This window comes from Acidovorax temperans (genome assembly GCF_006716905.1).
GTDB classification, from domain to species: Bacteria; Pseudomonadota; Gammaproteobacteria; order Burkholderiales; family Burkholderiaceae_C; genus Acidovorax; species Acidovorax temperans.
Map to the genome: position 1 here is coordinate 531,271 of NZ_VFPV01000002.1, position 22,442 is coordinate 553,712.

The window sequence follows — 22,442 nt, forward strand, 5'->3', positions numbered from 1 at the left end:
ACCCAGAGGCGCGCCCATGTCCACTGAGAAAGAGCTGGCCTCGCGCGAGCGACTGACCCACGAGATCGAGATCACGCCCGCGTTCTACGACATCGACGTGATGGAGATCGTTTACCACGGCCACTACGTGCGCTTTCTGGAACTGGCGCGCAGCGCGCTGCTGGCGCAATTTGACTACGACTACCCGCGCATGCGCGAGTCGGGCTACGGTTGGCCCGTGGTGGACATGCGCCTCAAATACGTGCGTCCGGCCACCTTTGGTCAGGTGCTCAAGGTGCGCGCCACCATCACTGAGTGGGAGAACCGCCTGCGCATCGACTACCTCATCACCGACGCCGCCACGGGCCAGAAGGTCAACAGCGCCCACACCATCCAGGTGGCGGTGGACATGCAGACCCGCGCTATGTGCTTCGTCTGCCCGCCTGTGCTGTGGGAACGGCTGGGGGTGGCGCCATGAAGATGGTCCAGTGGATCCGCATGTTCGCCCTGGCCCTGCTCGTTCTGGCCCTACTGCCCGCCAAGGCGGCCGAGCCTGGCGCCCAGGAGCTGCTGGCCCAGGTGCGCCAGCGCGTGCAGGACGCGCCAGTGGTGCGTGGCGCGTTCGAACAGCTGAAAACCGTCAAGGGCTTCAAGCAGTCGCTGCGCTCCAGCGGCGATTTCATCGTGGCGCGCGGCAAGGGCATCGTCTGGCATGTGCTCAAACCTTTCGAGTCCACCCTAGTGGTGCGGCCCGACAGCCTGCAGTCGCGCGGGAGCGATGGCAAGCTCACCACCCAGATGCGCGCGCAGGACGAGCCTGTGCTGCGCACCGTCAATGCCATGCTGTTCGCAGTGATGTCGGCCAACCTGGCCGAGCTGGCCCAGCACTTCGAGGTGACGGGGCAGGTAGCGCCCAAGGGCTGGTCGCTGCGCCTGGTGCCACGCGACCCCACGCTGGCCCAGTGGCTCAGCGCGGTGGACCTGCAGGGCAACCAGTTCGTGCAGGAGGTGAAGCTGCAGGAGGCGCGCGGTGACGCCAGCGTGATCCGCATCCTCGCGCCCGTGGCCGAGAACGCCCTGCGCCCGCAGGACGCGGCCCAGTTCGAATGACGAGCGCGACCCCCGCGTACGACGCCGCCCCCGGCTGGCTGTGGCGCACGGCCGCGCTGGCCTGGCTGCTCGCGGTGCTGGCCGTGGGCCTGCACCAGTGGCAGTTCTGGAAGCACGACGGCATCGACACCGATGTGATGGCCCTCCTGCCCGTGAACGAGCAGGCCCCCGGCGTGGCCCTGGCCACCGAGCAACTGGTGGGCCAGATGTCGCGCCAGGTGGTGGTGCTGATCGGCGCCTCCGAGTGGGCCGACGCGCGCGCTGCCGTGCAGGTGCTGCGCCAGTCGCTGGCCAGTGGCGCCGGCGCGCGGCTGCGCGAAGACGCCATGACGCAAAAAACCTCCATGGACGCCGCGCTCGGCTTCTACCAGCCCTGGCGCGAACGCCTGCTCACCCCGCAGCAGCGCGCCATGCTGGCGGGCACGCCCGATGCCGCCCTGGTGCAAAAGGCGCTGCAGGACCTGTACCAGCCCGCCGTGCAGGCCCGGCTGTCCGACTGGGTGGGCGACCCGCTGGGCCTGTGGACCCAGTGGTGGGCCGCCCGCGGCGCGCAAAGCCAGGCCCGCCCGCGCGATGGAGAGTTGTGGGCGGCCGCCGACGGCCTGCAGTGGGCCGTGCTGCAGTACACGCTGGAGGGCTCAGCCTTCCGCCTCTCGGGCGAGCCGGTGCTCGACGGGGCCCTGCAGAACGCGCTGGCCCAGGTGCATGCGAAGTGGCCCGGCGCCCGCATGGTCACGGCCGGCGTGCCCCTGCATGCCGAGGCGGCCGCCGTGCAGGCCCATTGGGAGATCAACACCATCGGCTGGGGCTCGCTCGCGGGCGTGCTGCTGCTGGCCTGGCTGGCCTTTCGCTCGCTGCGGCCGGTGGCGCTGGTGGGCGTGTCGCTGCTGGTGGGCTGCGCTGTGGCGCTGTCGGCCACGGCACTGCTGTTCGGGCAGGTGCACCTCTTGACCCTGGTGTTCGGCGCCAGCCTGGTGGGCGTGGCCGAAGACTATGGCATCCACTACTTTGCCAGCCGCCAGGGCGCGCCCGGGCGCAGCCCGCACGGGCTGATGCGCGGGCTCATGCCGGCGCTGTGGCTGGCCCTGGGCACCAGCGCCATCGCCTACCTGGCGCTGGGGGCCGCGGCCTTTCCGGGCCTGCGCCAGATGGCGGTGTTCTCGGTGGTGGGGCTCACGGCCGCCATGCTTACCGTGGTCTGCTGGTTCCCCTGGCTGGACCGGGGCACCATGCCGCACAGCCGCGTTGCCGACCGCATCGGCCAGACCCTGACGGCCTGGCCGCGCTGGCGCCAGGCCTTGCCCGGCTCGCTGGCCGCGTGCGCAGCCATGGCACTGGCGCTGTGGCTGCTGGGCGGCCTGCGCGCGCAGGACGATGTGCGCCAGCTGCAAAACGGCTCGGCCACCCTGGTGGCCCAGCAGCGCCAGGTGGGCGAGATCCTGGGCCTGCCCAGCCCCGCGCAGTTCTACCTGGTGCAGGGCGATACGCCCGAGCAGGTGCTGCAGCGCGAAGAAGAACTCAAGGACAAGCTCGACGCCCTGGTCGCGCGCCAGCTGCTGGCGGGCTACAGTGCCGTGTCCGACTGGGTACCCTCGGCCCGCCGCCAGGACAGCGATGCACAACTGGTGGCGCGCGCCCACGGGGTCGTCTACCAGGGCGTGAATGCCGCACTCGGCGAAAGCTTTGCCCGCGCCGATGCCCCCGCGCCCGCGCCGCTCACCGTGCAGGCCTGGCTGGCCCAGCCGATTGCGACCGCCGCCCGCCCGCTGTGGCTGGGCGAGCGCGAGGGCCGCTACCGCAGTCTGGTCATGCTGCGCGGCGTGGCCGACCTGCAATCGCTGCCCGCGCTGGCCGGAGCCGCCCAGGGGCTCGAAGGCGTGGCCTGGGTCGACAAGCCCGCCGAAATCTCGGCCCTGCTGCAGCGCTACCGCATCTCCATGACCGAGCTGCTGCTGCTGGGCCATGTGCTGGTGCTGGTCGCCCTGTGGCTGCGCTTTGGCCGCAAGGCCTGGCGCGCCTGGATGCCCACCGTGCTGGCCAGCCTGGTGGTGGTGGCCGCGCTCACGGCCTTCGGCGCACCCTGGCAGCTGTTCAACGTGCTGGCGCTCATGCTGCTGCTGGGCGTGGGCATCGACTACGGCATCTTCCTGCAGGAGCACGAGGACGACCCCCACGCCTGGCTGGCCGTGGTCATCGGTGCGGGCAGCACCTGGCTGTCGTTCGGGCTGCTGGGCCTGTCGGCCACGCCCGCGCTCAAGGCCTTCGGCCTCACACTGATGCTGGGCCTGCCGCTGGTGCTGGTGCTGGCGCCGCTGTTTCGCAGCCCCACCGTCTCCAAGGAACATTGATGCAAGATCGCCGCATGGAACAGACCGAGGTACTTATCGTGGGCGCCGGCCCTTCGGGCGCGGTGGCCGCCGGCCTGCTGCGCAAGCAGGGCCGCCAGGTGCTGGTGATTGAGAAAGAAAGCTTTCCGCGCTTTTCCATCGGCGAAAGCCTGCTGCCCCAGAGCATGGCCTACATCGAAGAGGCGGGCATGCTGCAGGACGTGGTGGAGGCGGGCTTCCAGTACAAGAACGGCGCGGCCTTCGCCAAGGGCGAGCTGCGCACCGAGTTCGACTTCCGCGACAAGTTCTCGCCCGGCTGGGGCACCACGTACCAGGTGCAGCGCGGCGACTTCGACAAGGTGCTGGCCGATGCCGCCGCCAAGGCCGGCGCCCAGGTGCGCTACCGCCACACCGTGACGGCGGTGGACGTGTCGGGCGAGCAGCCTGAGGTATCGGTCACTTCGCCCGAAGGCGAGGAATACACCGTGCGTGCGCGCTTTTTGCTCGACGCCAGCGGCTTCGCGCGCATCCTGCCGCGCATGCTGCAGCTCGAACGCCCCTCGGACTTCCCGGTGCGCGGCGCGCTGTTCACGCACATCGAGGACGGCATCGCCCACGGCGACATGGACCGCAGCAAGATCCTGATCTCGGTGCACCCGGTGCACCACGAGGTCTGGTTCTGGACCATTCCGTTTTCCAACGGCCGCTGCTCGCAGGGCGTGGTGGCCACGCCCGAGTACCTGGCGCGCTACCCGGGCAGCGAGGTCGAGCGCCTGCGCGCCATCATTGCCGAGACCCCGAGCCTGGCCCATGTGCTGCGCAACGCCGTGTGGGACACGCCGGGCCGCTCCATCACCGGCTATGCGGCCAACGTCACCGCGCTGTGGGGCCGGGGCTATGCCCTGCTGGGCAATGCGGGCGAGTTCCTCGACCCGGTGTTCTCCAGCGGCGTGACCATCGCCGTCACCTCGGCCAGCCTGGCTGCGCGCTGCATCGATCGCGCCTGGCGCGGCGAGGCGGTGGACTGGCAGCAGAACTACGCCGTGCCGCTGCAGGCCGGGGTGAACACCTTCCGCGCCTTCGTGCAGGGCTGGTACGACGGCAGCTTCCAGGACGTGATCTTCCACGCGCAGCACAGCCCCGAGATCCGCCGCATGATCGCCTCCATCCTGGCCGGCTACGCATGGGACGCGAAGAACCCCTATGTCGCCGAGCCGCAGCGCCGCCTGCAGGTGCTGGGCGAGCTGTGCCGCGGGCAGCAGCCGTTGCAGCGGGGAGGCGTGCCCGCATGAAGTCCGCCATGGCAGGTCGCTGCGCGGCCATGGCGTTGCTGCTGTCGCTGCTGGCGGGCTGTGCGTCCCTGGGCGCACCGCAGGCCGCGCGCACCCCGCCGCTGGCCCTGGCGCCTGCGGCCCTGCGCTGCGAGGCGGCAGTGCAGCAGCGCATCACGGTGGAGCTGCCCGGCCGCCCCGCGCAGCAGCTCGAAGCCCTGCTCGAAGTCGATGCCGAGGCCGTGCGCCTGGCCTTCTTCGTGGTGGGGCAGGGCGTGGGCAGCATGGTGTGGGACGGCTGGCAGTGGCACAAGGAGCTCTCGCGCCAATGGCCCGCGCAGCTCACGCCCGAGCAGGTGCTCAGCGACCTGCAGCTGGCCTTCTGGCCCGCGCGCGCCGTGCAGCGCGCCGTGCAGCCACCCTGGAGCGTGGAGGCATACGCCACCGGGCGCCGCCTGCTGCGCGATGGCCGGGAGCAGGTGCGCGTGCAGTTCGTCGGCAGCACCGCCGTCGAGATCATCTACCCCGATGGGGCCTTCACCTTGCGCGTCGAATCGCCCGGGGGCTCCCGACTGTGCGCCCCGGCGCAGGAGCCTTTGTGATGGCACGCCCGCATGTCTACCTGAACGCCGCATCGGCCCACAGCGCGCTGGGGCTCAGCGCCGCCGCCATGCGTGCGCACCTGTTCGCCGCCACCGACCCCGCCACCCTGCAGTGGACCGAGCGCTACTCCCCCGGCCGCCTGCTGCCCCTGGGCTGCCTGCCGACAGACGCCGTGCTGCCCGCGCTGGACTTTGCGCCCGTGCACCAGCGCTCGCGCAACAACGCGCTGGCCTGGGGCGCCATGCAGGCGCTGCAGGCCGATGTGGCGCAGGCCATCGCCCGCTTCGGTGCTGCACGCGTGGCCCTGGTGGTGGGCACCAGCACCGGCGGCATCGAAGAAGGCGAGGTGGCCGCGCGCCACCTGCTGCTGGGGGGCGGCTTTCCGCCCAGCTTTGCCTATGCCGTGCAGGAGATGGGCAACGTGGCCCAGTTCCTGGCGCAGCACCTAGGCATCCGCGGGCCGGCGCACACCATCTCCACCGCCTGCTCCTCGGGCGCCAAGGCCCTGGCCTCGGCCGCTCGGCTGCTGCAGTCGGGCATGGCCGACGTGGTGCTGGCCGGCGGCGTGGATGCGCTGGCGCGCTTCACCGTGGGCGGCTTCAGCGCGCTGGAGGCCGTGTCCCCCGAGCGCTGCAACCCCTTGTCAGCCAACCGGCGGGGCATCAACCTGGGCGAGGCGGCGGCCTTTTTCGTGCTGAGCCGAGAGCCCGGCCCCGTGCGCCTGGCCGGCTGGGGCGAATCGCAGGACGCGCACCACATGTCCGCCCCCGACCCCACGGGCCAGGGCGCTGCCGCAGCCATGCAGCAGGCGCTGGCGCGTGCAGGCATGCAGCCCGCGGCGGTGGACTACGTCAACCTGCACGGCACGGCCACGCCGCACAACGATGCCATGGAGAGCCGGGCCGTGCAGGCCGTGCTGGGCACCGAGGTCGCGGCCAGCTCCACCAAGCCGCTCACCGGCCACGCCCTGGCCGCCGCCGGCGCGCTCGAAGCCGCCGTGGCCTGGCATGTGCTGCACGACAATCCCGAGGGCAGGCTGCCCGTGCACTGGTGGGACGGCGCGGCCGACCCCGCCATGCCGGCCCTGGCCGCCGTGGCGCCGGGCATGCGCCTTTCGCGCGCGGCCCGCGCCGTGCTGAGCAACTCCTTTGCCTTTGGCGGCAGCAACAGCAGCCTGCTGTTCGAGGCCGCCTGACGAATGACGACAAGCCGATCGATGAGCACCACCACCACCGAACTGTTACCCGTAGAGAACTATGTGCCCCACCGGGGCGCCATGCTGTTGCTGGACCGCCTGGTCGCCGCCGGCGTGGACAGCGCCGTGGCCGAGGTCCGGGTGCCGCGCGGAGGCCTGTTCCTGCACGATGCCGGCATGCCCTCCTGGGTGGGCATGGAGTACATGGCGCAGACGGTGGCCGCCTGGGCCGGCTGGAACGCGCTGCGCAAGGGCCAGACCGTGAAGATCGGCTTTCTGCTCGGCTCGCGCAAGTACGAGACGGCCCAGGCCTACTTTGCCCCGGGCGCACTGCTCAAGGTCAGCGTGGACTGCGACATGATGGGCGACAACGGCCTGGGCATGTTCGACTGCCGCATCCATGCCGAAGATGAGACGGAATTGGCACGTGCGCGCATTTCCGTCTTTGAGCCCGAGGACGGTAGCGCCTATATTTCCCCATCGCCTTCATCGCCCCCATCGGGCCAGTGAGGGCTGGCAAAAAATAGATACAACAACAGGTTACAACCGATACCGAGAATGAATGAGCCGACGACGAAGACGGCGACCGGCGCCGCGCCCGCTGCAGCAGCAGCAACGGCTGCCACCACCACCGTGCTGGTGACCGGCTCCAGCCGGGGCATAGGCCGGGCCATTGCGCTGCGCCTGGCGCGGGACGGCCACGACATCGTGGTGCATTGCCGAAGCGGCATCGAGCAGGCGCACAGCGCCGCGGCCGAGATAGCGGCCCTGGGCCGCAGCGCGCGCGTGCTGCAGTTCGACGTGGCCGACCGCGCCGCCTGCGCCGCCGCGCTGGAGGCCGACATGGAGGCCCATGGCGCCTACTACGGCGTGGTCTGCAATGCCGGCATCGCCATGGACAACGCCTTTCCCGCCATGACCGGCGAGGAGTGGGACCGCGTGGTACACACCAACCTCGACGCCTTCTACAACGTGCTGCACCCCGTGGTCATGCCTATGGTGCGCCGGCGCAAGCCCGGGCGCATCGTCACGCTGGCCTCGGTCTCGGCCCTCATGGGCAACCGCGGCCAGGCCAACTACAGCGCGGCCAAGGCCGGCGTGATCGCCGCCACCAAGACGCTGGCCATCGAGCTGGCCAAGCGCAACATCACCGTCAACTGCGTGGCCCCGGGCCTGATCGACACCGAGATGGTGAGCGAAGAGGTGCTGGAGCACGCGCTCGAGATGATTCCCATGCGCCGCATGGGCACGGTGGACGAGGTGGCCGGGGCGGTCGCCTTCCTGCTGGGGGCCGAGGCCTCGTACATCACGCGCCAGGTGATTTCGGTCAACGGGGGGATGGTCGGATGAGCGCTTCCACCACCGCCCGCCGCCGCGTGGTCATCACCGGCGTCGGCGCCTTCAGCCCCCTGGGCAACGACTGGACCACGGTGCGCAGCCAGCTGCTCAGCGGGCGCAACGTGATCCGCCGCATGCACGAGTGGGAGATCTACGAAGGCCTGAGCACCCAGCTGGCCTGCAATGTGGCGCCCTTCGAGCTGCCCGCGCACTACAACCGCAAGACCATGCGCAGCATGGGCCGCGTGGCCGTGATGGCCACGCGTGCCACCGAGATCGCGCTGGCGAGCGCCGGCCTGCTGGGCGACCCCTTCGTCAAGAGCGGGCAGATGGGCATCTCGTACGGATCGTCGGCGGGCACGCCCTCGGCCATCGGCGACTTCGGCCGCATGATCTCCGAGAAAAACACCGAGGGCATCAACGCCAACACCTACATCAAGATGATGTCGCACACGGCGGCCGTGAACATCGGCGTGTTCTTCGGCGCCACCGGGCGCATGATCACTACCTCCAGCGCCTGCACCTCGGGCAGCCAGGGCCTGGGCTACGCCTACGAGACCATCCAGAGCGGCAAGCAACTGGCCATGCTGGCCGGCGGCGCTGAGGAGCTTGACGCCATCCAGGCGGCGGTGTTCGACACCCTGTTCGCCACCAGCACGAAGAATGATACGCCCGAGCTTACCCCCCGGCCGTTCGATGCGGCGCGCGATGGCTTGGTGCTGGGAGAGGGGGCCTGTACCTTTGTGCTCGAAGAGCTCGGCCACGCCCAGGCGCGCGGTGCGCAGATCCTGGGAGAGATCATCGGCTACGGAACCAACTCCGACGGTACTCACGTCACCCACCCTAACGCAGCGACCATGGCGAGGGCCATGCGCATGGCGCTAGATGATGCGGGGCTACCGCCCGAAGCCGTCGGCTATATCAACGCCCATGGCACCGCCACAGAACAGGGCGATATTGCTGAGAGCCACGCCACGCACGCTGTCTTTGGCGACTCGGTACCAATGAGCACTCTCAAGGGCTATATGGGCCACACACTGGGTGCTTGCGGCGCACTAGAAGCCTGGATGACGCTGGAAATGATGCGCGAGGGGTGGTTTGTGCAAAACGCCAACCTCACCGAGCCTGACCCACGATGTGGTGCACTGGATTACATCATTGGTCAGGCGCGCCGGCTAGAAACTGACGTGGTGATGAGTAACAACTTCGCCTTTGGAGGAGTCAACACGTCTCTAATTTTGAAACGATGGAGGAACGAATGAAGACAAGAAAGTCAATCAGTGCCCTGGGATCTTCCGGTGCCTTGGCTCTGGTTCTGGCCTTAGCCCTGCAAAGTACTGCAGCGATGGCTCGTGTCGCCGACCTTTATGAGGCCCCACGGGTCCTTTCGACCTCAGCCACCCCGTTGGAAGGTGTGCAGATGCGCGACCGCATTGTGCGAGGTGGGCAAGCCCTGGGCTGGGCGGTTACCCTAGAGGCGCCTGGCGTGGTTGAACTGACCTACGACAAGAATGGCAAGCATCAGGTGACGGTAGCAGTGCGCTATGACACCGCTGGTTACGAAGTGACCTACGTTCGCAGCTTTAACCTCAACTATGCGGAGGTGGACGGTGTGCGCAAGATCCATCCTAACTACAACCGGTGGATCCTCAACCTGATTATTGATCCGGCCCTGTGAAGTATTAAGCCGCGTAGCGAACGTAACGATCTTGGAAGTAGCCAATAACGCGCTCAGGGTTTTGCTCCAGCATCGCCATGTGATCATTGGCAGCCTCGCGTAACTTGGCCTTGGTTCTTACCGGCACTCGCTTGCCTATCTCTTGCTTGAGATCCGCATTCAGACGCTCCTCTGGATTGAGCTGGGGGCTGTAGCTGGGTAAGTAAAACAGCTCAATCTGGTCTTGATGTTCGGCCACCCAAGCCTTCACAAGTTTGCTGTGATGCACGCGCAAATTGTCCAGAATCAAAAAGACTTTTTTCCCAGCATCCTTGATCAAGGCTTGCAGGAATTCAATGAGCTTGTCGGCGTCAAATGCTTCATCAATGATCATCCAGCGTGTCTTGCCCTGGTTGGTCACTGTTGCAATCATCGATAGCTTCTGACGCGTGCCACCGATAGCCATGGTCACCGGAGTTTTGCCTGTCGGCGCATAGCTTCTGCCGCGCACGTCGGTGTTAACCAACGCCGTCTCATCGCCCCAGTGAATTTCCGCCCCTTCAGCTCTGGCGCGCTGCTCGATACCGGGATACTCGCCCTCCAACCAAGCTTGTACTGCGGCAGGGCTTTGCTCATAAGCTCGCTTGATGGGCTTTTGCGGTGTGAAGCCCCAGCGGGTGAGGTACTTTCCGGTACTTCGAGTCTGTAGCTTTACGCCAAATTCTTGCTCGATCAATTGGCTCACGGCAGCTCGGCTCCACAGATGAAAGTCCATCTTGAGTTGCTCGGGCCGCTTGTCAATAATCATCCGCTGAATCGTCTCTTCTTGCGCTGGGCTGAGCACACGGCCATCCCCTGGGCTGCGCCCTCGCAAGGCTGGTCGGATGGCGCCCCAGCCACCAGCTTCAAACAGATCAATCGTGGCGCGCACTGGCGGGTAGCTCAGCCCTGTCATCTCCACGATTTGCATGATCTTGATGCCCTTCTTGTGCAGCCGAACGACTTGCTTGCGGCGCTCGTGAAGTTGCTCCAGCGTTTGCTTTCTTGCGTTTTCTTTTTCCATCAATCTCTGACCAGAAAACGCAGAGAAAATTCATACTTTATTGGGCCTTATCTATAAGTCCATTGGGCCGGTATAGGGGACATCCCCTTGAGATGCTGGCGCCAGAGGCTGCGCAGGCTGGCTCGGAACAGTGGCCTGTAGCCCGATTTCTCGATATGCAGTGCCATTTAGTGAGGCCTGAGAGACGGACGGAGGTGTAGGCCTTGCGTGGCAGCCCTGGAGACAGTGCGCATCTGTACTCACGATCCAAAGCGAAAAGAATGCTCACGAACATCATGAAGATGAGATCGAAGTAGTTGCTAGCTTTGGCCGTGCGAGTGTGGTGCCAGATCGAGAAGTGCAACACCGCGCGCGGACGAAGTTAGCTCCGAACCAGTGTTCTACTGTCACTAGCCCGCCTTGTAGAGTCAAATCGTCATTCCGAAATTGTCGGAACCCAAGGAGCCAATGCCTTGGTGTGTCTGCATATTTTTTTCCAACGAGAAATCTTTCACAGACCCAGTCAACGTCGAGTGCTGCACAAGCAACAGGATGACTAGAGTGAACTTCAAAGACGCCTACTTGCGTATAGCTGCATGAGGATGCAGCATCCATTAGGCCTCGGCAGACTGCACTGGCTGCTTTGCGAGCGAGCGCCCCTGGTCGTACGCGCTCAGTGCATGCCGCCTGATTGGTTAAGCGAAGGTGAGCGGGCACGTCTGACCACCCTACGGCATCTGGGTCGGCGTGCCGAATTTCTGGCATGCCGCTTCGCCCTTCGATATCTCCTGGCGTCTGCCTATGGGACAGCCGTTGACTATTGGCGCTTAGATGCGCCTTCAGGAAGGGCTCCGTGTCTCGACGCGAAGCATCATGGCATGCAGGCTGCCCAGTCCACTTATCTTTCCCTCTCCCATAGCGACGACTGGCTGGCCTGTGCCGTGGCGCAGTACCCTGTGGGAATAGACCTCGAAATACGCGACCTACATAACAGTGCACGCCTAGGAGATCCGCTCCTCCTAGCATCCATAGCCTGTACACCGACTGAGACGGCTCAAATGCAAGCGTTGCAAAGCAAGGGCGCTCAGCAGCGATACTTTATGCGGCTGTGGAGCATGAAGGAGGCATATTTCAAGTGCTTGGGCACGGGAGTGAACTTTTCAGCAATCCGCAGCATTGAATGCAGGCCTGAAGAACTCGCTAGTCAAGGACTGGTTTTGGCTCGTGCAAGATCATTGCAAGGAGCTCTCGTTGACGGTCGGGTTGCAGCTTTGTCCGTTTGTGTTCGCAATTCCGAGATTGCCCTAGACGGATGTCCGTTGGTAAATGGAATGGCCGTGACATGGCGGAAAGAGGATTCATGCCATTTGGTATCCCTTGTAGACTGAGGATCATTCAAACGATCTGGACTGCGCAGGTGGGGGCGGACGAAAATTTGGACTACCTGAAAGTAGTTCAGGTGTTCCTACGAAGACCAAATCCGAGCCGTTGAGAAATCAACAGACTATGCTGGACGCACTACCTCAGTGCGGCAATCGAGGTCGCTTCGGCGCAGCTGACCTCTTCGACCGGACTGTCAAATCTGGGTCAGCACCAACAACGGCACTAACATCTTGCCGGTTGGCATGGCTACAGATCAATGTCAAGCTGAGCCATCGCCTTCTCAAGAAGCTCGCGGGTCGACTGGGTCGACGTGATGCGGGTAAGAAAGAGTTCGAGGCGCGCACCGCGATCACTGGGATCTAATGGAAGTTCAGCAGCGGCTTCAACTTCCACGTGAGCTCCAGCGCATTGCGCCGCGGCAAACAACAGCTCCTTCTGTTGATTTCCAGTTTTCAGGGGCAAAGTCACAAACTGAGTGCCCATCTGAGCTCTACATCGAGCAGCTCTGGCGCGAAAACCCCACCTCGAGCTAGAATTGAACCAATCGTCGGCCGTGTGTCGACCAGAACGCCTGCAAATGGCGATCATTCAAGGACAGGGGAACCCTGTTTTATCCATAGTCGCAGCTTTCTACGGCCCGACTTTATATTTGATTGGCTAGCTACCAAAAGGAGGCCCCCCGGCTCTGCCGGGGAGGCAGTAGAAGTTTGACTTTTCAGGAGGTTGTCCACCGTAGAGACTTTCAATCGTGAGCCGCCAAGCAAACGAAAGGAAGAAACACGATGGACAAGTATGAAAGTTTGAGTCACACGGCCTGGGATTGCAAATATCACGTGGTCTTCATCCCCAAGTGTCGAAGGCGAACGCTGTACAAGCAGCTACGCGAACACCTGGGTGAGGTATTCAGAAAGTTGGCCGCGCAAAAGGAATGCAGGGTTGAAGAGGGGCATCTGATGCCCGATCACGTGCACATGATGCTGTCGATCCCACCGAAGTACTCGGTGTCGCAGGTGGTGGGCTTTATCAAAGGCAAGAGCGCAATCCACCTTGCGCGGGTGTACGGAGAGCGAAAGCGCAACTTCGTGGGTCAGCACTTCTGGGCGCGAGGGTACTTCGTCTCGACGGTGGGACGCGACGAAGCGGTGATACGGGAGTACATCCGAAACCAGGAGAAGGAAGACGAGAGGTTGGACCAACTCGGTCTATGGAGGTGAGTAGCCACCGATAGGTGGCCCCAAGAATGAGGGGCCGCGTTAGCGACCCCTTACAGCCGCTTTGAGCGGCTCACATCCCGAATGCCCCCGGCTTTGCCGGGGGATGGTTACTAGCTCATAACTGCCAGCCGTCTCAAACGGGGAAATTTCCCCTCATAAATTAGCCGACGAGTTAGGCTCGACGCGCTACTTAAAATTGTTTGTTGCTGGAAACGCGGCAATCATCATTTAGAAGAACATTTTGGCGAAACGTCGCCACTAATGTCTCTTTTTTTCAAACGGTTCGTCTACCGCTTAATTTCATCGACAGCATTTAGCTGTTCCGATGGGCTTTGTTGCACAAACCAGAAGCGAGCCGAGATAACCCCAGCCCCAGACGCAGCTACGCCACAGCAGGCACAGGCACCGTTGCCGGGCGCCCAAGTTGTGTGAAGCGGTTGAGCAAAGCCACCCGCACATGCAGTTCTGTGACCTGGCGCTCAAACGTTCGCGCCATCACCCGCTCGCCCAAGCGCTTGAAGCAATGCATCTTGGTTTCCACCAGGCTTCTTCGGTGATAACCGCTCCACTTCTTCCAGATACGGCGCCCCAGCCTTTGGCAAGCTCGCAGGGCTTCGTTGCGCCCGCCCGCTCCCTCCAGCGTTTGTCTCCAAGGCCTTGCATTCTTGCGCGGGGGAATCACCGCCTGCGCACCTCTTTGCGCTATCGCCGCGTGGCACCCCTTTGTGTCGTAGGCTCCATCCCCACCGACACTTGCCACCCGCTCATCGAGCGGTATCTGGGCCAACAGTTCGGGCAGCATGGGAGCATCGCCCACGCTGTTGTCTGTGACTTCAATGGCCCGAATCTCCAGCGTGTGGGCATCAATGCCCAGGTGCACCTTGCGCCATTGCCGCCGATATTCGGCTCCGTGCTTCTTGCGTTTCCATTCCCCTTCACCCAGGAACTTGATGCCCGTACTGTCCACCAGCAAATCCAGCGCTGTGGCGCTGCGCTGGTAAGGAAGCAGCACCTGCAGCGTCCTCTGACGGCGACTGATGGTGCTGAAATCGGGAACCCGCCAATTCAGCCCCGCCAGACGCAGCAGGCTCTGAATCAGTCCCAGGCTCTGGCGCAGTGCCAAGCCAAACAGGCACTTGATGCTCAGGCAAAACTGGATGGCCGCATCCGTGAACGTCTGCTGGCGACCCCGTTTGCCACTGGCAGGTGCGTACCACTGCATGTCTTTGTCCAGCCAGATCGTCAGCGCCCCTCTGACCTTGAGTGCGGCGTTGTACGCAGCCCAGTTGGTGGTCTTGTAGCGGGTCTTAGGCCCTTGGGGTTCATTCATGCGCCGAGGTTACCAGTGCAATGGGGCTGGTTTGTGCAACAAAGCCCATGGCAACGAACAGCGGATCTATGGCGACTCGGCGTATGCCAGCCAGAAAGCATTGATAGCGAGCAAGTCACCCAGGGCCCGTGACTTTACCAACCAGCGCACGCGCCGCGCAGGAGAGGTGGACGAAGTGCAGCGAGCCAAGAACCGCAACAAGTCGCGGGTACGTGCTCGGGTCGAACATGTCTTCGCCGTGTTCAAGCGGCTGTGGGGGTTCACCAAGGTGCGCTATCGCGGACTTCAGAAAAACGCCACGCGTGCGTTCACCGCCTTGGCACTGGCCAACATCCATTTGTGCCGGGGACATCTGCAGGGACAGGTGCGCCCATAAGCGCGGAAATCGGGGTCTGAAGGCCTCGCGAACTGCCCAAAGGAGCGGTACGAAACCCCAAAACCCCCGAGCCATCGCGTCGTTGAGTGGCGAACGGAGAATTTCGGTGGCTTGTTCAGCGTAGCCTTATATCGATTCGTTCCGTTATATCGGGGGCTATGGGGCTCAGAGTCGCACTTTTACGTCTTGTTCGTAATGCAAGCATCTACCTGACCGTGCGGCGCTGATCCGCTAGCGCATCTCCACTTCGACAAACACCACGACGCCCGGGCCGGGGTTGATGACGTTGTGGCTCACACCGATCTGGCGCGCGTAGGAGCGGCCCTTGAACAGCGCGCTGGTCCTGATGCCTTCGTCGGTTTCCAGCACCAGGTTGCCGTCGGTCATGGGCACCACCACGTAGTCGTGTGCGTGGGTGTGCCAGCCGGTTTCGGCGCCCGGCGGAAAGTGCCATTCGGTGACGATTACGCGCCCGTTGTCGATCTGCACGGTAGGTATGGCCTGGGGTCGCATGTTGTTTCGGTTCATAGGGTCAAGGGGCGGGCCGTTGGAGCACACCGCTGAAGAACTGCTCGGTGTTGTGGGCCAGCGCGTCGAGGTGGTAGCCGCCTTCCTGTACGTACACGGTTGGCAGGCCCAGACCGGTCACGGCCTGGCCGAGGCGGTGAAAACCGGCGCTGCTGACGGCTACCTGGGATTGAGGGTCGTGCTCGTAGATGTCGAAGCCGAGCGAGAACACCAGGGCGTCGGGCTGGAAGGCGCGGATGGCTTTGAGGGCCTGCTCCACCTGCTCAAAGAACACGGACTCCGACGCGCCGTGGGGCATGGGCAGGTTGATGTTGAAGCCAAGGCCGGCACCTGCACCCGTTTCGTCGGCAAAGCCGGCCACGCCGGGGTAGAAGTTGGTCGGGTCGCCGTGGATGGAAACGTAGAGCACGTCGTCGCGTTCGTAGAAGATTTCCTGAATGCCCTGGCCATGGTGCATGTCGGCATCAAACACCGCCACACGGGCGTGTTTCTGGCGCAGGTGCTGGGCGGCGATGGCGGCGTTGTTGAGGTAGCAGAAGCCACCGGCGGCGGCCTCGCGCGCGTGGTGACCGGGTGGGCGGCACAGGGCGTAGCTGTGGCGCTCGCCGGCCAGCACCACGTCGGTGGCGGCCACGGCGCACTGGGCGGCCCAGTAGGCCGAACGCCAGGTGAACTCACCCACCGGGCAACTGCCGTCGGCCAGGTAGGCCGCCGCTTGCGCGAGGATGCCGCGCAAGGCGTTGGGCTCGCGCACGAAGATGTTGGACATCACTTCGTTGCCCCAGTCGGCTGGCATCTTCTTCCACTCCGCGTGCGCGTTTTCGAGGAATCGCAAGTAGGGCACGCTGTGCACGGCCTGCAGGGGCGCCATGCCGTGGTCGGCGGGGCGCCTGGCTTCCAGACCCAGCGCGCCCAGGCCACGCAGGATGGCCAGGGCGCGGTCGGGCACCTCCTGGGGTTTGCGCATCTGGCCACGTGAGAGGTAGGTCTGGGGGTGGTGCAGCAGCTGTTCGGGGGCAAAAAAGGTTTTCATGTGGATTCCTCAAATGGCGGTGGGGTCAGTAGCCGGCCGAGCGATCGATGGCGTGGCGCAGAGGCTCGCCCCGCATCGCGCGGCCGATGTTGTCGATGACGGTGGCAGCGGACTGCACCGGGTCGCTGAGCGAGGCGACGTGGGGCGTGAGCCGCAGTGCCGGGTGGGCCCAGAAAGGGTGCTCGGCGGGCAGGGGCTCCACGCCAAACACGTCGATGAAGGCGCCGGCCAGTTGGCCTGCGTCGAGCGCGGCCAGCAGGTCGGCCTCCACCAGATGACCTCCCCGGCCCACTTGCACCAGGCAGGCCTGGGGCCGCAGGCGCGCGAACAGATCCCGGTTGAGCACACCGGTCGTCTGGGGCGTGAGGGGCAGCAGGTTGATGAGCACGTCGCAGCGCCCCAGGGCTTCGTTCAACGCCGCCTCGCCGTGGCGGCAGTCCACGCCGGGCAGTTGTTTGGGGCTGCGGCTCCAGCCCGTGACCTGGAAACCTTGTTGCGCCAGGGCACCGGCCACGGCCGAGCCCAGCTCGCCCAGGCCCAGCACCAGCACCTGCCGGGCGGCGGCGCTCACGGGGGGGATGAACTGCCACTCGCGCGCGGCCTGGTGGCGGGCGTGCAGGTGCAGGTGGCGGTGGAAGTACAGCACCGCCGCCTGGCAGTACTCGACCATGCGCTGCGTGAGCGTGGGGTCGATCAGGCGCGCCACGGGGATGCGCGGGTCCAGATCGGCCAGGCGCAACTGGTCCACACCCGCGCCCAGCGACAGCACGGCGCGCAGCCGGGGAAAAGCGCGCAGGCCTTGGGGTGGTGGTGTCCACACCAGGGCCACGTCCACGGCCTCCGGGGTCTCGCACTGTGGGCCCACGATGAAGTGCACGTCGGGCAGCGCGGCCTGAAGGGTGTCGCGCCAGGCGTTGGGGTCGTCCAGGTCGCTGTGGAAAAAAACGGTGGTCATGCCAGCACCTTGCCAGGGTTGAGGAGCTTGTGGGGGTCCAGGGCCTGCTTGAGCGTGTGCATCAGCGCCAGCTCTTGAGGTGTGCGCGAATGTCCGAGGTAGGCCTTCTTGTGTTGGCCAATGCCGTGTTCGGCCGACACCGAACCGCCGTAGCGGCGCAGCACGCCATACACACAGGCGTCGATCTCGGCCTCGGGGAAGGGGCCATGGGCGGCGGCCACGTGCACGCCCACGTGGATGTTGCTGTCGCCCACGTGGCCAAAGTGCACGTGTTCACATGGCGGGAAACGTTCGCGCAGGGCGGCCTGCAGTTCGTCCACAAAGCGGCCCAGGTTGCCAATGGGCAGGCTGACGTCGTAGCCACAGTAGGGCGACCACATCAGCGGGAATTCCGACACCGCGTCGCGCAGGCGCCAGAAGGACTCGCGTTCCTTGAGCGACTGGGCGATGGCCGCGTCCAGCAACCAACCTTGTTCAAAGGCGGCTTCCAGCATGGACGAGAACATGGCCATGTCGCGTTCGGTGTCGCTGCCTTCCATCTCGATCAGCACCTGCAGGCCTTGTGCCGCCACGGGTGAGCGCATGTCGGGCACGCGGGTGGTCACCAGTTCGTGGAAGTCGGGCCACATGACCTCGAAGGCCGACAGCGTGCCGCCCAGCGCCGCCTGCGCGTGGCGCAGGAAGCGCACCACGGTGTCGTGGTTGGGCAGGGTGCACCAGGCGGTGTGGCAGCTTTGGGGCAGCGGGTGCAGGCGCAACACGGCACGCGTGACGATGCCCAGCGTGCCTTCCGACCCGATGAACAGGTGCTTGAGGTCGTAGCCGGCGTTGTTCTTGAGCATCTTGTTGAGGCCGCCCACCACGCTGCCGTCGGCCAGCACGGCCTCCAGGCCCAGCACCTGGTCGCGGAACATGCCGTAGCGGATCACCCGGTTGCCACCCGCGTTGGTGGCGATGTTGCCGCCCACCTGGCAGGAGCCACGCGCGCCCAGGTCCACCGCCAGCAGCAGGCCGGCGGCGCGCGCCGCTTCCTGCGCGGTCTGCAGCGGCGTGCCGGCCAGCACGGTGAGGGTGCCGGCGGCGGGGTCGATCTCTTCCACGCCGTTCAGGCGCGCCAACGACAAGGCGACGTCGCCTTCGTTCGGGGTGGCGCCCGCCACCAGGCCGGTGAGCCCGCCCTGGGGCGTGACGGGTTGGCGGTGTCGGTGGCAAATCGCCATCACGCGGGCCACCTCGTCAGGGGTGCCAGGGCGCACGAGGGCCAGTGGCCGGTGGGTGTGGGCGTTGAACCAATCGGTGCAGTGTTGGGGGGGGATGGCATCACCCGTGAGCACGTGGGCGGGGCCCACGGCCAAGGCCAGTTCGTCGAGCAGAGCGGTCATGGGGGAAGAAGGGTTCATCGGTGGGCCTGGCGGGCGGCCAGTATGGCCAGCCATTGGGCGCGGAACACGGGCAGCGTCAGGGCCAGGCCGGCGCAGCCGATGACGGCGATGCCCAGCAGGGCGATGGCGTCGGGCCGCTGGCCAAACACCAGCACGCTGAACACCACCGCCAGCAGCAGGTGGAAGTAGTTGAAGGGCGCCAGCGACGAGGCCGGCACTTTTTGGAAGGCTTCGATCAGCAGGTACTGGCCGATGCCGCTGAGCGCACCCACCGTGGCCATCAGTGCCAGGTCGCGTGCCCCGGGCCAATCCAGGTGGCCGGCGGTGGGCAGGGACAAGACCGTCATCACGGTGCAGATCAGCGCGGTCCAGGCGAACTGCTGCTCCATGCTGACCTTGCCCGCCAGCCGGCGCGTGAGGATTTGCAGCATGGCGTAGGCGCCGGCCGCCAGCAGCATCAGCACCGTGCCCACCAGGGGCAGGGCGCCACCGGGGCGCACGATGAGCAGCATGCCCACAAAACCCGCCACCACCGCCGCCGCCTGCGGGGCGCGCACCTCTTCGCCCAGCAGCCAGGGCGAGAGGGCCACGATGATGAGCGGCGACAGGAAGTAGATGGCCGTGGCCTCGGCCAGCGGCATGGTGTGCAGGGCCTGCATGAAGGTCACCCCCACCGTGCCCAGCATGACGCCGCGCCACAGCACCGTGCGGCGGTGCGCTGCCGGCAAACGCCAGCGCGTGCCCCGGCGGTGCATGAGCACCACCGCCATCAGCAACACGGTGCCGTAGCGCACCAGGTTGACTAGCGGCGCCGGGTGGCGCGCCACCAGGTCTTTGGCCAGCATGTCCAGCGTGGCCAGGGCCACGATGGCACACAAGAAGATGCCACAGGCCTGCAGCCAGAGGGTGTGGGCGGGCGCCTGGCCGGCCGGGGTGGAGGTCATGGGGCCGGGCTGATCAGAGCAGGTTGATCCAGGTGGTCTTGAAGTCGCTGTACTTGTCGAGCGCATGCAGCGATTTGTCGCGGCCGAAACCGGACTGCTTGACGCCACCAAAAGGTACGGTGATGTCGCCGTCGAAGTAGCAGTTGACCCACACCAGCCCAGCCCGCAGCCGCCGCGACACGCGGTGGGCGCGCGCCAGTTGCGCGGTCCACAGGCCGGCGCCCAGGCCGTAGGGCGAGTCGTTGGCCAGGGCCACGGCCTCGTCTTCGGTGTGGAAGCGCTGCGCCGCCAGCACCGGGCCGAAGATCTCTTCGTTGACGATGCGCATGGCCTGGCGCGGGCAGTCGAAGATGGTGGGCTCGACGTAATAGCCGCCGCTGGCCGTGTGGGCTTGCTGGCCGCCGGTGCGCAGCGTGGCACCCTCGCTCAGGCCGGTGGCGATGTAGCCCAGCACGCGGCGCATTTGGTTCTCATCGACGATGGCACCCATGGTGGTGGCCGGGTCCAGCGGGTCGCCCGGGCGCATGCCTTGCGCACACTGCGCCACCTTGGCCATGAACTGGTCGTAGATGCCGTCTTGCACGTACAGGCGCGAGCCGGCGATGCAGATCTCGCCCTGGTTGGAGAAGATGCCCACGGCCGCCGCCTGCGCGGCCTTGTCCAGGTCGGGGCAGTCGTCGAACACGATGTGCGGCGACTTGCCGCCACACTCCAGCCACACTCGCTTGAGGTTGGACTCGCTGGCGTAGGCCATGAAGCGCTTGCCGGTGGCGGTGGAGCCGGTGAAGGCCAGGCAGTCCACGTCCATGTGTAGGCCCAGTGCTTGCCCGGTGACCGGCCCGAGGCCGGGCAGCACGTTGAACACGCCGGGCGGGATACCGGCCTCGGCCGTCAACTCGGCCAAACGCAGCGCGCTCAGCGGCGACTGTTCGGCCGGCTTGAGCAGCACGCTGTTGCCCGCCGCGAGCGCGGGGGCCATCTTCCACGAGGCCATCATGAGCGGGTAGTTCCACGGCACCACGGCGGCCACCACACCCACCGGTTCGCGGGTGATGGTGGCCAGGGCGTCGGGGCCGGTGGGGGCAATTTCGTCGTACTGCTTGTCGATGGCCTCGGCGTACCAGGCGAAACACTTGGCCGTTTCCGGCAGGTCGTAGGCCAGGGCGTCGCTGATGGGCTTGCCCATGTCCAGTGTTTCCAGCAGGGCCAGTTCCTCGGTGTGTCGCTCGATCAGGGCGGCCAGGCGCAGCAGCACGCGCTTGCGTTCGCGTGGGTGCTGTTGTGCCCACACGCCCGCCTCGAAAGCGCGGCGCGCGGCCACCACCGCGCGGTCCACGTCGGCCGGCTGGCAGGCCGCCACGTCGGCCAGCTTTTGGCCGTTGGCGGGGTTGAGGGTGGCAAAGGTGTGCCCGCCTTGGGCGTCCACGAACTGGCCGTCGATGAAGGCCTGGTGGCGCAGCCGAAGCGCGCTGGCGCGGGCCTGCCAGGTGGCGAGGGTGGCCGCGCTCATGCCGCCACCTCGGCCGCTTGATGCAGGCCTGCGGCTTGCAGCATGGCACCCAACAGCACGTTGGCGCCGGCCTCCAGGTGGGCCGGTTGGGCGTCCTCGATTTCGTTGTGGCTGATGCCGTCCTTGCAGGGCACGAAGATCATGGCGGTGGGCGCCACCTCGGCGATGTAGACCGCGTCGTGGCCGGCGCCGGTGACGATGTCCATGTGCGAATAGCCGGCGCGCTGCGCCTGCTCGCGGATGTGCTGCACCAGCGGCGCGGCAAAGGGGGTGGGCGGGAAGTGCTGCACGTCGATCAGCTCCACCTTCACGCCGAAACGCTCACCCGCCTCGGCGCAGGCCTGGCGCCAGCGCTGGTCCATGCGCGCGAGCGTGGCGGCGTCTTCGTGGCGCAGGTCGGCGGTGAAGTGCACCTTGCCCGGGATCACGTTGCGCGAGCCGGGATGCACCTGCACCACGCCCACCGTGCCACGGCCGTGGGGCTGGTGGTCGCGGGCGATGTGGATGACCTCCTGCATCAGGTGGGTGGCGGCAAACAGCGCGTCCTGCCGCACCGACATGGGGGTGGGGCCGGCGTGCATTTCCATGCCGGTCACGTTCACGTCGTACCAGCGCAGGCCGAGCGAACCGGTCACCACCCCGATCACCTTGTCCTGGGCTTCCAGGATGGGCCCTTGTTCGATGTGGGCCTCGAAGTAAGCGCCCAGCGGGCGCCCGCCCACCGGCAACGTGCCGGCGTAGCCAATGGCCTGCAGCTCGTCGCGCACGCGCTTGCCGGTCATGTCGGTCGCGTCCAGCGCGGTTGCCAGCGGGAACTTGCCGGCGAACACGCCCGAGCCCATCATCACCGGCACAAAACGCGAGCCTTCTTCGTTGGTCCAGATGGCCAGCTCCAGCGGGGCTTCGGTCTGCAGGCCCTGGTCGTTGAGCGTGCGCATGATTTCCAGCCCGGCCATGACGCCGTAGCAGCCGTCGAACTTGCCGCCGGTGGGCTGGGTGTCGATGTGGCTGCCGGTCATTACCGGAGGCAGCGCGGGGTTGCGCCCCGCTCGGCGGCCAAAGATGTTGCCCACCTGGTCCACGCTCACGCTCAGGCCGGCATCTTTCATCCAGCCCACCACGAGGTCGCGGCCTTGGCCGTCCAGGGCGGTGAGGGCGAGGCGGCAGTTGCCCCCCTGTTCGGTGGCGCCCACGCGGGCTAGGTCCATCAGCGACTGCCAGAGGCGCTGGCCGTTGATCTGCAAAGAGGTGTCTGACATGGTGTG

General features: G+C 65.8%; 22 protein-coding genes and 1 pseudogene. 13 read left to right on the forward strand and 10 right to left on the reverse strand.

The window, feature by feature from the left end:
- The first annotated feature begins 16 nt into the window (after positions 1–16).
- From BDD18_RS10660 to BDD18_RS10705, 10 genes are read left to right on the forward strand one after another with little or no spacing between them, the layout of a single operon-like run.
- Positions 17–457, forward strand: coding sequence for an acyl-CoA thioesterase (locus BDD18_RS10660; protein ID WP_142083138.1), 441 nt, complete (start codon positions 17–19; stop codon positions 455–457).
- Positions 454–1,089, forward strand: coding sequence for an outer membrane lipoprotein carrier protein LolA (locus tag BDD18_RS10665; RefSeq protein ID WP_142083140.1), 636 nt, complete (start codon positions 454–456; stop codon positions 1,087–1,089). Before BDD18_RS10660 ends, BDD18_RS10665 begins: the two co-directional genes overlap by 4 nt.
- Positions 1,086–3,437 (forward strand): MMPL family transporter, encoded by a 2,352-nt coding sequence (locus BDD18_RS10670; protein ID WP_142083141.1) that lies wholly within the window; start codon positions 1,086–1,088, stop codon positions 3,435–3,437. The genes BDD18_RS10665 and BDD18_RS10670 overlap by 4 nt, the downstream gene beginning before the upstream one ends.
- Positions 3,437–4,708, forward strand: coding sequence for an NAD(P)/FAD-dependent oxidoreductase (locus BDD18_RS10675; protein ID WP_142083143.1), 1,272 nt, complete (start codon positions 3,437–3,439; stop codon positions 4,706–4,708). Before BDD18_RS10670 ends, BDD18_RS10675 begins: the two co-directional genes overlap by 1 nt.
- The gene (locus tag BDD18_RS10680) at positions 4,705–5,289 is read left to right on the forward strand and encodes a DUF3261 domain-containing protein (RefSeq protein ID WP_170207396.1); all 585 of its coding nucleotides are present in this window, start codon (positions 4,705–4,707) and stop codon (positions 5,287–5,289) included. The genes BDD18_RS10675 and BDD18_RS10680 overlap by 4 nt, the downstream gene beginning before the upstream one ends.
- Positions 5,289–6,485, forward strand: a complete 1,197-nt coding sequence (locus BDD18_RS10685) for a beta-ketoacyl-ACP synthase (RefSeq protein ID WP_142083147.1) — start codon at positions 5,289–5,291, stop codon at positions 6,483–6,485. The genes BDD18_RS10680 and BDD18_RS10685 overlap by 1 nt, the downstream gene beginning before the upstream one ends.
- Positions 6,486–6,506: 21 nt before the next feature.
- On the forward strand, positions 6,507–6,995 hold the full coding sequence (locus tag BDD18_RS10690; protein WP_142083149.1) for a hotdog family protein: 489 nt from the start codon (positions 6,507–6,509) through the stop codon (positions 6,993–6,995).
- Positions 6,996–7,043: 48 nt separating this feature from the next.
- Positions 7,044–7,835 (forward strand): 3-oxoacyl-ACP reductase FabG, encoded by a 792-nt coding sequence (gene fabG / locus BDD18_RS10695; RefSeq protein ID WP_244939064.1) that lies wholly within the window; start codon positions 7,044–7,046, stop codon positions 7,833–7,835.
- Positions 7,832–9,085 (forward strand): beta-ketoacyl-ACP synthase, encoded by a 1,254-nt coding sequence (locus tag BDD18_RS10700; protein WP_142083150.1) that lies wholly within the window; start codon positions 7,832–7,834, stop codon positions 9,083–9,085. The genes fabG and BDD18_RS10700 overlap by 4 nt, the downstream gene beginning before the upstream one ends.
- Entirely contained in the window at positions 9,082–9,501 is a 420-nt protein-coding gene (locus tag BDD18_RS10705) for a hypothetical protein (protein ID WP_142083152.1), read from the forward strand. The genes BDD18_RS10700 and BDD18_RS10705 overlap by 4 nt, the downstream gene beginning before the upstream one ends.
- 4 nt (positions 9,502–9,505) lie before the next feature.
- On the opposite strand, the gene BDD18_RS10710 is transcribed toward BDD18_RS10705, so the two are convergent.
- Complete coding sequence (locus tag BDD18_RS10710; protein ID WP_011171689.1) at positions 9,506–10,543, reverse strand: IS630-like element IS1471 family transposase; 1,038 nt, start codon at positions 10,541–10,543, stop codon at positions 9,506–9,508.
- 857 nt (positions 10,544–11,400) lie between these two features.
- On the opposite strand from BDD18_RS10710, the gene BDD18_RS22920 reads away from it, so the two are divergent.
- Positions 11,401–11,910: a 4'-phosphopantetheinyl transferase family protein gene (locus BDD18_RS22920; protein ID WP_170207397.1), complete on the forward strand. Its 510-nt coding sequence runs from the start codon at positions 11,401–11,403 to the stop codon at positions 11,908–11,910.
- Positions 11,911–12,151: 241 nt separating this feature from the next.
- On the opposite strand, the gene BDD18_RS10720 is transcribed toward BDD18_RS22920, so the two are convergent.
- Positions 12,152–12,388 (reverse strand): hypothetical protein, encoded by a 237-nt coding sequence (locus BDD18_RS10720; protein WP_142083155.1) that lies wholly within the window; start codon positions 12,386–12,388, stop codon positions 12,152–12,154.
- Between the two features lie 299 nt (positions 12,389–12,687).
- Between BDD18_RS10720 and tnpA the strand changes: the two genes are divergently transcribed.
- Positions 12,688–13,119 (forward strand): IS200/IS605 family transposase, encoded by a 432-nt coding sequence (tnpA, locus tag BDD18_RS10725; RefSeq protein WP_026437438.1) that lies wholly within the window; start codon positions 12,688–12,690, stop codon positions 13,117–13,119.
- A 382-nt stretch (positions 13,120–13,501) separates the two neighbouring features.
- Here the strand turns inward: tnpA and BDD18_RS10730 are convergent, their stop codons facing one another.
- A complete protein-coding gene (locus BDD18_RS10730) occupies positions 13,502–14,449 on the reverse strand; it encodes an IS5-like element ISAte1 family transposase (protein WP_142083065.1) in 948 nt (315 codons plus the stop codon).
- A 46-nt stretch (positions 14,450–14,495) separates the two neighbouring features.
- Between BDD18_RS10730 and BDD18_RS10735 the strand changes: the two are divergent.
- Positions 14,496–14,825 (forward strand): annotated as a pseudogene (locus BDD18_RS10735) (transposase); the annotation flags it as partial.
- Between the two features lie 231 nt (positions 14,826–15,056).
- Here the strand turns inward: BDD18_RS10735 and BDD18_RS10740 are convergent.
- Genes BDD18_RS10740 through BDD18_RS10770 form a run of 7 tightly spaced genes read right to left on the reverse strand, consistent with a single transcriptional unit; the run spans position 15,057 to position 22,436 of the window.
- Positions 15,057–15,353, reverse strand: a complete 297-nt coding sequence (locus BDD18_RS10740) for a cupin domain-containing protein (RefSeq protein ID WP_244939065.1) — start codon at positions 15,351–15,353, stop codon at positions 15,057–15,059.
- Between the two features lie 4 nt (positions 15,354–15,357).
- The gene (locus BDD18_RS10745; protein WP_142083156.1) at positions 15,358–16,386 is read right to left on the reverse strand and encodes a histone deacetylase family protein; all 1,029 of its coding nucleotides are present in this window, start codon (positions 16,384–16,386) and stop codon (positions 15,358–15,360) included.
- A gap of 25 nt (positions 16,387–16,411) precedes the next feature.
- Complete coding sequence (locus BDD18_RS10750; protein WP_142083158.1) at positions 16,412–17,341, reverse strand: 2-hydroxyacid dehydrogenase; 930 nt, start codon at positions 17,339–17,341, stop codon at positions 16,412–16,414.
- Positions 17,338–18,741: an FAD-binding oxidoreductase gene (locus tag BDD18_RS10755; protein ID WP_142083159.1), complete on the reverse strand. Its 1,404-nt coding sequence runs from the start codon at positions 18,739–18,741 to the stop codon at positions 17,338–17,340. Before BDD18_RS10755 ends, BDD18_RS10750 begins: the two co-directional genes overlap by 4 nt.
- Positions 18,738–19,667: a DMT family transporter gene (locus tag BDD18_RS10760; protein ID WP_142083161.1), complete on the reverse strand. Its 930-nt coding sequence runs from the start codon at positions 19,665–19,667 to the stop codon at positions 18,738–18,740. The genes BDD18_RS10755 and BDD18_RS10760 overlap by 4 nt, the downstream gene beginning before the upstream one ends.
- A gap of 13 nt (positions 19,668–19,680) precedes the next feature.
- On the reverse strand, positions 19,681–21,177 hold the full coding sequence (locus BDD18_RS10765) for an aldehyde dehydrogenase (RefSeq protein ID WP_142083162.1): 1,497 nt from the start codon (positions 21,175–21,177) through the stop codon (positions 19,681–19,683).
- Positions 21,174–22,436: a Zn-dependent hydrolase gene (locus tag BDD18_RS10770; RefSeq protein WP_142083164.1), complete on the reverse strand. Its 1,263-nt coding sequence runs from the start codon at positions 22,434–22,436 to the stop codon at positions 21,174–21,176. The genes BDD18_RS10765 and BDD18_RS10770 overlap by 4 nt, the downstream gene beginning before the upstream one ends.
- Positions 22,437–22,442: the final 6 nt, after the last annotated feature.

Coding starts and splice junctions, on each gene's coding strand:
- BDD18_RS10745 (WP_142083156.1), bottom strand. CDS start 16,386: ATGAAAACCTTTTTTGCCCCCGAACAGCTGCTGCACCACCCCCAGACC.
- BDD18_RS10705 (WP_142083152.1), top strand. CDS start 9,082: ATGAAGACAAGAAAGTCAATCAGTGCCCTGGGATCTTCCGGTGCCTTG.
- BDD18_RS10680 (WP_170207396.1), top strand. CDS start 4,705: ATGAAGTCCGCCATGGCAGGTCGCTGCGCGGCCATGGCGTTGCTGCTG.
- BDD18_RS10670 (WP_142083141.1), top strand. CDS start 1,086: ATGACGAGCGCGACCCCCGCGTACGACGCCGCCCCCGGCTGGCTGTGG.
- BDD18_RS10720 (WP_142083155.1), bottom strand. CDS start 12,388: ATGGGCACTCAGTTTGTGACTTTGCCCCTGAAAACTGGAAATCAACAG.
- BDD18_RS10665 (WP_142083140.1), top strand. CDS start 454: ATGAAGATGGTCCAGTGGATCCGCATGTTCGCCCTGGCCCTGCTCGTT.
- BDD18_RS10750 (WP_142083158.1), bottom strand. CDS start 17,341: ATGACCACCGTTTTTTTCCACAGCGACCTGGACGACCCCAACGCCTGG.
- BDD18_RS10690 (WP_142083149.1), top strand. CDS start 6,507: ATGAGCACCACCACCACCGAACTGTTACCCGTAGAGAACTATGTGCCC.
- BDD18_RS10700 (WP_142083150.1), top strand. CDS start 7,832: ATGAGCGCTTCCACCACCGCCCGCCGCCGCGTGGTCATCACCGGCGTC.
- BDD18_RS22920 (WP_170207397.1), top strand. CDS start 11,401: ATGCAGGCTGCCCAGTCCACTTATCTTTCCCTCTCCCATAGCGACGAC.
- BDD18_RS10685 (WP_142083147.1), top strand. CDS start 5,289: ATGGCACGCCCGCATGTCTACCTGAACGCCGCATCGGCCCACAGCGCG.
- tnpA (WP_026437438.1), top strand. CDS start 12,688: ATGGACAAGTATGAAAGTTTGAGTCACACGGCCTGGGATTGCAAATAT.
- BDD18_RS10660 (WP_142083138.1), top strand. CDS start 17: ATGTCCACTGAGAAAGAGCTGGCCTCGCGCGAGCGACTGACCCACGAG.
- BDD18_RS10760 (WP_142083161.1), bottom strand. CDS start 19,667: ATGACCTCCACCCCGGCCGGCCAGGCGCCCGCCCACACCCTCTGGCTG.
- BDD18_RS10710 (WP_011171689.1), bottom strand. CDS start 10,543: ATGGAAAAAGAAAACGCAAGAAAGCAAACGCTGGAGCAACTTCACGAG.
- BDD18_RS10740 (WP_244939065.1), bottom strand. CDS start 15,353: ATGAACCGAAACAACATGCGACCCCAGGCCATACCTACCGTGCAGATC.
- BDD18_RS10755 (WP_142083159.1), bottom strand. CDS start 18,741: ATGAACCCTTCTTCCCCCATGACCGCTCTGCTCGACGAACTGGCCTTG.
- fabG (WP_244939064.1), top strand. CDS start 7,044: ATGAATGAGCCGACGACGAAGACGGCGACCGGCGCCGCGCCCGCTGCA.
- BDD18_RS10770 (WP_142083164.1), bottom strand. CDS start 22,436: ATGTCAGACACCTCTTTGCAGATCAACGGCCAGCGCCTCTGGCAGTCG.
- BDD18_RS10765 (WP_142083162.1), bottom strand. CDS start 21,177: ATGAGCGCGGCCACCCTCGCCACCTGGCAGGCCCGCGCCAGCGCGCTT.
- BDD18_RS10675 (WP_142083143.1), top strand. CDS start 3,437: ATGCAAGATCGCCGCATGGAACAGACCGAGGTACTTATCGTGGGCGCC.
- BDD18_RS10730 (WP_142083065.1), bottom strand. CDS start 14,449: ATGAATGAACCCCAAGGGCCTAAGACCCGCTACAAGACCACCAACTGG.